Raw genomic sequence first — 5,158 nt, 5'->3', positions numbered from 1 at the left:
AGATGTGTATACGAGCCAGGGGTGGGGCCGAGGTGGTGTCGTCCTCTGTCCGGGCGTCCTTGGCGTCGTCCACGCCGTCAACCCTAGGCACGCCGGGCCTCGTTCGCTTCCACGGCGACGCGGTGGGTGCGGACGACGCGTGACGGACGACGGGTACGACGGCCGTGGCGGCGGTGCCCCTGCTCGTAGGAACGAAAGGCCGCCCAGCACACGGCCAGGGCGAGGGCGAAGACCGGGAGCCAGGCCAGTCGGAACGCCACCCACGCGAGGCCATCTGGGGTGGTGTGCAGGCCGGGGAGCCGGCCCGCGAGGAGGCCCGTCGCGGTGACCGACATCAGTGCCGTCTGGTGCCACAGGAAGATCGTCATCGCGGAGAGGTTGGCGAAGGCGGCCCAGGCCCAGAGCACCGGCCGGCGCATCGCCCGGCGCAGCCGCTCGCGCAGCAGCAGCGCCAGACCGCACTGGGCCAGGCCGAAGGTGACCGCGGCCAGGGTCGGCGGGTTGAGGTTGGAGACCGAGGCGCCGGGGACGCCGACCATCGACGCCGGATAGCCGCCCCATGCCACGAGCCCCGCGGTCACCGCCGTGCCGCCCGCGAGCAGCACCCAGCCCGAACGCCGGGTCAGCTCGCCCCGCGTCCAGGCCGCGCCCAGCGTGTACGGCACCAGCCAGCCCGCCGCCACGTTGGCCCAGCCCAGCCAGGCCGGGCCGCCGAACCCGAAACGGATGAGGTCCACATGGAGAACGACGGCCAGCGGCCACAACGGGTTGACCCGGGTCACCAGTGGGGTCACCGCCGTCAGCGCGGCGAAGACCAGCAGGAACCAGAGAGGGGACAGGACCAGCTTCAGCAGCGCGTGGACCGTCTTCAGGTCCGCGCCCGTCACGAGCAGGCCGACCGTGGCCACGGTCCACAGCCCGAGGACGGCCGCCACCGGCTTGAAGAGGCGGGACAGGCGGGTACCGAGCCAGCGTCCGTACGTCGTGCCGCGCGACCGTGCCGACGCGTAGCTCTTCGTCGCCACGTGCCCGCCCACCAGGAAGAACACTGCGAGCGTCTGGAAGACCCACGAGATGGGCGCCAGCCAGGGCATGTGCGCCAGCGGGCTCGACGTGCGCAGCCTGCCGCCGTCCGCGACCAGGGCCGTGACGAGCCAGTGGCCGAGCACGACGCCGAGTATCGCGAAGGCGCGCAGGGCGTCGACGGAACGGTCCCGGTCGGGGGGTGTCGCCGCGTCGATCCGCTCGGCGCCGCGGCGCAGTCGGCGTATCACCTCGTCCACGTCATCCATGGGTCATCTCCGGTGTCTTGCCGAGCACGATCCGGGCGATGTTGGCCAAGGACACCGAACCCGGCTTGAGGTAGTCGCTGTGGCCGCCGTCGCCCGCCGCGAAGACGCGGGCGCCGAAGGCCGGGGACACGGGGTCGGTGCCGAAGCCGACCGTCGTGCCGAAGAGGTCGGCGCTCGTGTGCGGGACGTCCGCGATCCAGTCGTCGCCTCCTCGGCCGGCCCAGACGCGTGCCTTCGTGTGCAGGCCGGCCGCCGAGTCCACGCCTGTGCCGGGGCTGCCTATGAACACCAGGTCCGAGATGTCGAGGCCGCTTGCCGCTCGGGCGCCCACGACCGTCCCGTACGAGTGGCACAGCAGGGTGAGCCGGGCGTGTCCGTTCACTCTCCTCAACTCGCGTATGAACCCGCGGAGTTCGGGTGCCGCTTCCTTGGCCAGGCCCGTGGTGAGGACGTCGGCGCTGATCGTGCCGGGCGTCTCGTAGCCGAGCCAGGCGATCACCGCGGCGCGTGGGCCGAGCCGCTTGTGCAGGGCCAGGGCTCCTGCGCGGAAGCGGTCGTAGGTGTCCAGGCTCGTGTCGGAGCCGGGGACGAGGACCGCCACGTGGTCGGCCTTCGCCAGGTCGCCGAATACCTCTGCGGCTCGGCCGGAGCCGCGGGCGTCGAAGGTGAGGAAGTGGCGCGACGGGTCCGCCATGGAGCGGACGGCGTCCGCCCGGCTGCGGTCGCCGTGGGCCGCGGCCATGCGCGCGGCCTCGACGGCGTTCGCCCGGTTCGCCGCGTAGGCGCTGTCCAGCGTGGTGGGGGTCAGCGTGCCGGTGCGGGCCGGGGCGGGTGCCGGTATCTCCGGGTGGGTGGCCGCGGCGGAGATCGGGGCGACGAGTGCGCCCGTGATCAGAGCGGCGAGCAGGCCGCGGCGGGCGCGGGGCCATCGGGGGCGTTTGCCGGGATGGCTTGGCCGGCCTGCCGGAACGGGATGGCTTGGCCGAACCGGATGGCCTGCCCAGCCGGGCTGGCCTGCTGGGACCGGCCGGTCTGGCTGGCTCGGCCGGTCCGGCTGAACCGGATGGCCTTGCTGGCTCGGCTGGCCCGGATGAACCGGCTGACCCGGATGGCCCGGCTGACCGGGCTGACCGGGCTGGTCTGCCTGGCCTGGCTGACCCGAGTGGCCTGCCGGAACCGGCCGGTCTGTACGGCTCGGCCGGGCCGATCGATCCGGTCGCGCCGCAGCCCTCCCCCGTAGCCCCATCCGTGTGCCCCCGTCTCCGTTCGCCCGTCCATCGGGCTCAGCTGAGAAGGAAGTTACGGATCTGGGCTTGTGGTCGGCGTCCCGCCAGGGAGCTCACCTGCGAGGTAGCTCTCAGGTATTACGGGTATCACCGGGGCGCCTTTGCTCCGCACGGGCAGCGGCTCGGCTCCGGCGCGGGCTGCGCTCCGGAGCGGGGCGCCACCCCGGCCCGGGCTCTGTTCCGGAGCGGGGCGCCACCCCGGCCCGGGCGCCACCCCAGCACGGGCTCGGCTCCCGCGGGATCCGTTCCGACACCGGCTTAGCTCCGGCACAGCAGCGCTCCAGCACGGGCGCTGCTCCGTCACCGGCTCCGCCCCGGCACGGGCTCAGCTCCCGCGGGATCCGTTCCGACACCGGCTCCGCTCCGGCACAGCAGCGCTCCAGCACGGGCGCTGTTCCGTCACCGGCTCCGATCCGGCACCAGCTCCGCCCCGGCACAGGCTCAGCTCCCGCGGAATCCGTTCCGACACCGGCTCCGCTCCGGCACAGCAGCGCTCCAGCACGGGCGCTGCTCCGTCACCGGCTCCGATCCGGCACCAGCTCCGCCCCGGCACGGGCTCGGCTCCGGCGGCGGAGCCGGTACCGGCTCCGCCGCGATACCAGCACCGCACCCGTCGATTCGCGGCTCCCGCTGACGCGGCTGTGGGTGCGTGGGGGGGGGCTGAGCGCGCAGCTCACCGCGCACCCGGTGGGGCGGGGCTGCGCCCCCTACCAGGCCAGTTGGGCGATTTCCTCCGCCACCACCGCGCACGCGTCCGCCGCCGGGTCGATCAGGGGGAAGTGGCCTACGTCCTCCAGGAGGGTCAGGCCGACCACCTCGCCGGCCTTGGCCGCCGCGTCCGCGTATGCCTCGGCGACGGCCTGCGGTACGACGACGTCCTCGCGGCCCTGGACCAGGGTCGTGGCGATGCCCGTCGGGAGGAGCAGGGCCGGGTCGGCGTACGGCTGGCGTTCACCGAACTTCGCCTCCCCGCCCAGGAGTTGGCGGGAAGCTCCGGAGCAGACGTCCAGTTTCTCGGCGACCGTGAAGTCGGCGATCGGGGCGAGTGCGACGACGCCGCGCAGCGGGGCGGGGCGGTCCGTGCGCCAAGGCGCATCGGCCGGCAGGAGGTGACGGGCCGCCGCCCAGAGGGCCAGCTGGCCGCCCGCCGAGTGCCCGGTGACCACCATGCGGCGCGCGTCGGCCTGCGGCAGGGCCTCGCGCACGAGTCCCGGCATCGCGTCGAGCGCCGCCGCCACGTCGTCGAACGTGTCCGGCCAGCGTCCCGCGACGGGCCCGTCGCCGCCCTGCGCCGGGATGGTGCCGCCGCGCCGGTACTCGACGTTGGCCACGGCGAAGCCCCGCCTGGCCAGGAAGTCCGCGAACGGCGTGATGTGCCGCCGGTCGTACGGTGCCCGCCAGGCGCCGCCGTGCAGGACGACGACGAGCGGGGCGCGTTCCTCGCCCCCGCGCGGCGCGTAGAAGTCGACGACCTGGTCGGGGTGGTCGCCGTACGCGGCGGTGGTGTCGGGGTCGACGGGCGGATGCGAGAAGGCCGACTCCTCCTCCGCGGCGTCGCGGGCGTCGTCCGGCATGCTCCAACCTCTCAGCGGTGCGGTGTGTGTTCACCTGCGCGGCCCGCCTGTCAACACGCTCCGGCGGGCGGACCGTTGGCGGGACGGTATCAGGCCGGTGACGTGCCTCGACACGCGGCTGTGACCCTCAGTGAGGGGCAAATGGTTCTATTGTTTCGTTACGCTGGTGGTGGGCCTCGTGCCTCCACGAAACGCCCGCACGCCTCCGCCAGACGCCTCGGCCGTGGGCGGCGTACGTCCATGAAGCCGCCGTACGTTCCTGAAGGAGCCCGTCATGTCCGCTGAGCCCGGCACCGTCCGTCCCGGGGGGCGTACCGCGCGGGTGCGGGCCGCCGTGCTGCGGGCCGCCGGGGACGTGCTCGCCGAGCAGGGGTTCGCGCATCTCGATCTGGCGGATGTCGCGCGGCGGGCCGAGGTGGGGAAGACCACGGTGTACCGGCGGTGGGGGAGCGTGACCGGGCTCGTCGCGGATCTGCTCGCCGAGATGGCCGAGGAGTCGTTGCCTCGTACGGAGACGGGGGGTGTGCTCGGTGATCTTCGGGCCAATGCGCGGCTTGTTCGGGGGACGTTGGCCGATCCTCGGCAGGGGGCGTTGTTTCGGGCGGTGATTGCTGCGGCTACGGGGGACGGGCGTACGGCTGAGGCGTTGCGGCGGTTTTATGAGGTGCGGGTTGCCGAGTGGGCGCCTTGTGTCGAACAGGGGGTCGCTCGGGGGGAGTTGCCGTTGGGGACGGACGCGTCCGAGGTTGTACGGGCTGTCTCGGCGCCGCTCTACTACGCGTTGCTCACGACGGGGGTGGCTCCCGGTGTGGCTGCGGCTGATCGGGCGGCGGAGGCCGCGGTTGTGGCCGCGCGGGCCGGGGTGTTCGTTGTGGGGGCGTGAACCTGTGCCGGGGGCGACCTCGGTTTTCTTCGCCCCCGCCGCCCCTACCCATTCCCGTCCCTTACTCAGGGGCTCCGCCCCCGAACCCCCGTATCGCGCTGAACGCGCTCGTCCTCAAACGCC

5 protein-coding genes are annotated in these 5,158 nt (G+C 73.6%); 1 reads left to right on the top strand and 4 read right to left on the bottom strand.

Annotation, left to right across the window (positions count from 1 at the left end; translation table 11 throughout):
• Positions 1 to 83: 83 nt before the first annotated feature.
• The 4 genes from AOK17_RS29340 to AOK17_RS29330 all read right to left on the bottom strand — a co-directional run bounded on the left by AOK17_RS29340 (position 84) and on the right by AOK17_RS29330 (position 4,152).
• Complete coding sequence (locus tag AOK17_RS29340; RefSeq protein WP_055615586.1) at positions 84 to 1,292, bottom strand: acyltransferase family protein; 1,209 nt, start codon at positions 1,290 to 1,292, stop codon at positions 84 to 86.
• The gene (locus AOK17_RS29335; protein ID WP_055615587.1) at positions 1,285 to 2,199 is read right to left on the bottom strand and encodes an alpha/beta hydrolase; all 915 of its coding nucleotides are present in this window, start codon (positions 2,197 to 2,199) and stop codon (positions 1,285 to 1,287) included. The genes AOK17_RS29340 and AOK17_RS29335 overlap by 8 nt, the downstream gene beginning before the upstream one ends.
• Positions 2,184 to 2,570, bottom strand: coding sequence for a hypothetical protein (locus AOK17_RS52585; RefSeq protein ID WP_245697429.1), 387 nt, complete (start codon positions 2,568 to 2,570; stop codon positions 2,184 to 2,186). Before AOK17_RS52585 ends, AOK17_RS29335 begins: the two co-directional genes overlap by 16 nt.
• Before the next feature lie 715 nt (positions 2,571 to 3,285).
• Complete coding sequence (locus tag AOK17_RS29330) at positions 3,286 to 4,152, bottom strand: alpha/beta hydrolase (RefSeq protein ID WP_055615585.1); 867 nt, start codon at positions 4,150 to 4,152, stop codon at positions 3,286 to 3,288.
• Between the two features lie 274 nt (positions 4,153 to 4,426).
• Between AOK17_RS29330 and AOK17_RS29325 the strand changes: the two genes are divergently transcribed.
• A complete protein-coding gene (locus tag AOK17_RS29325; protein ID WP_055615584.1) occupies positions 4,427 to 5,035 on the top strand; it encodes a TetR/AcrR family transcriptional regulator in 609 nt (202 codons plus the stop codon).
• Positions 5,036 to 5,158 lie beyond the last annotated feature (123 nt).

Source organism: Streptomyces phaeochromogenes (assembly GCF_001418655.1).
Lineage (GTDB): Bacteria > Actinomycetota > Actinomycetes > Streptomycetales > Streptomycetaceae > Streptomyces > Streptomyces phaeochromogenes.
The sequence above is the reverse complement of the archived record's forward strand: the minus strand, read 5'-3'. Positions and strand labels throughout refer to the sequence as shown.

Excerpts from the sequence above, each read along its gene's own strand:
- AOK17_RS29340 (WP_055615586.1), bottom strand. The coding sequence starts at position 1,292 with ATGGATGACGTGGACGAGGTGATACGCCGACTGCGCCGCGGCGCCGAG.
- AOK17_RS52585 (WP_245697429.1), bottom strand. The coding sequence starts at position 2,570 with ATGGACGGGCGAACGGAGACGGGGGCACACGGATGGGGCTACGGGGGA.
- AOK17_RS29330 (WP_055615585.1), bottom strand. The coding sequence starts at position 4,152 with ATGCCGGACGACGCCCGCGACGCCGCGGAGGAGGAGTCGGCCTTCTCG.
- AOK17_RS29325 (WP_055615584.1), top strand. The coding sequence starts at position 4,427 with ATGTCCGCTGAGCCCGGCACCGTCCGTCCCGGGGGGCGTACCGCGCGG.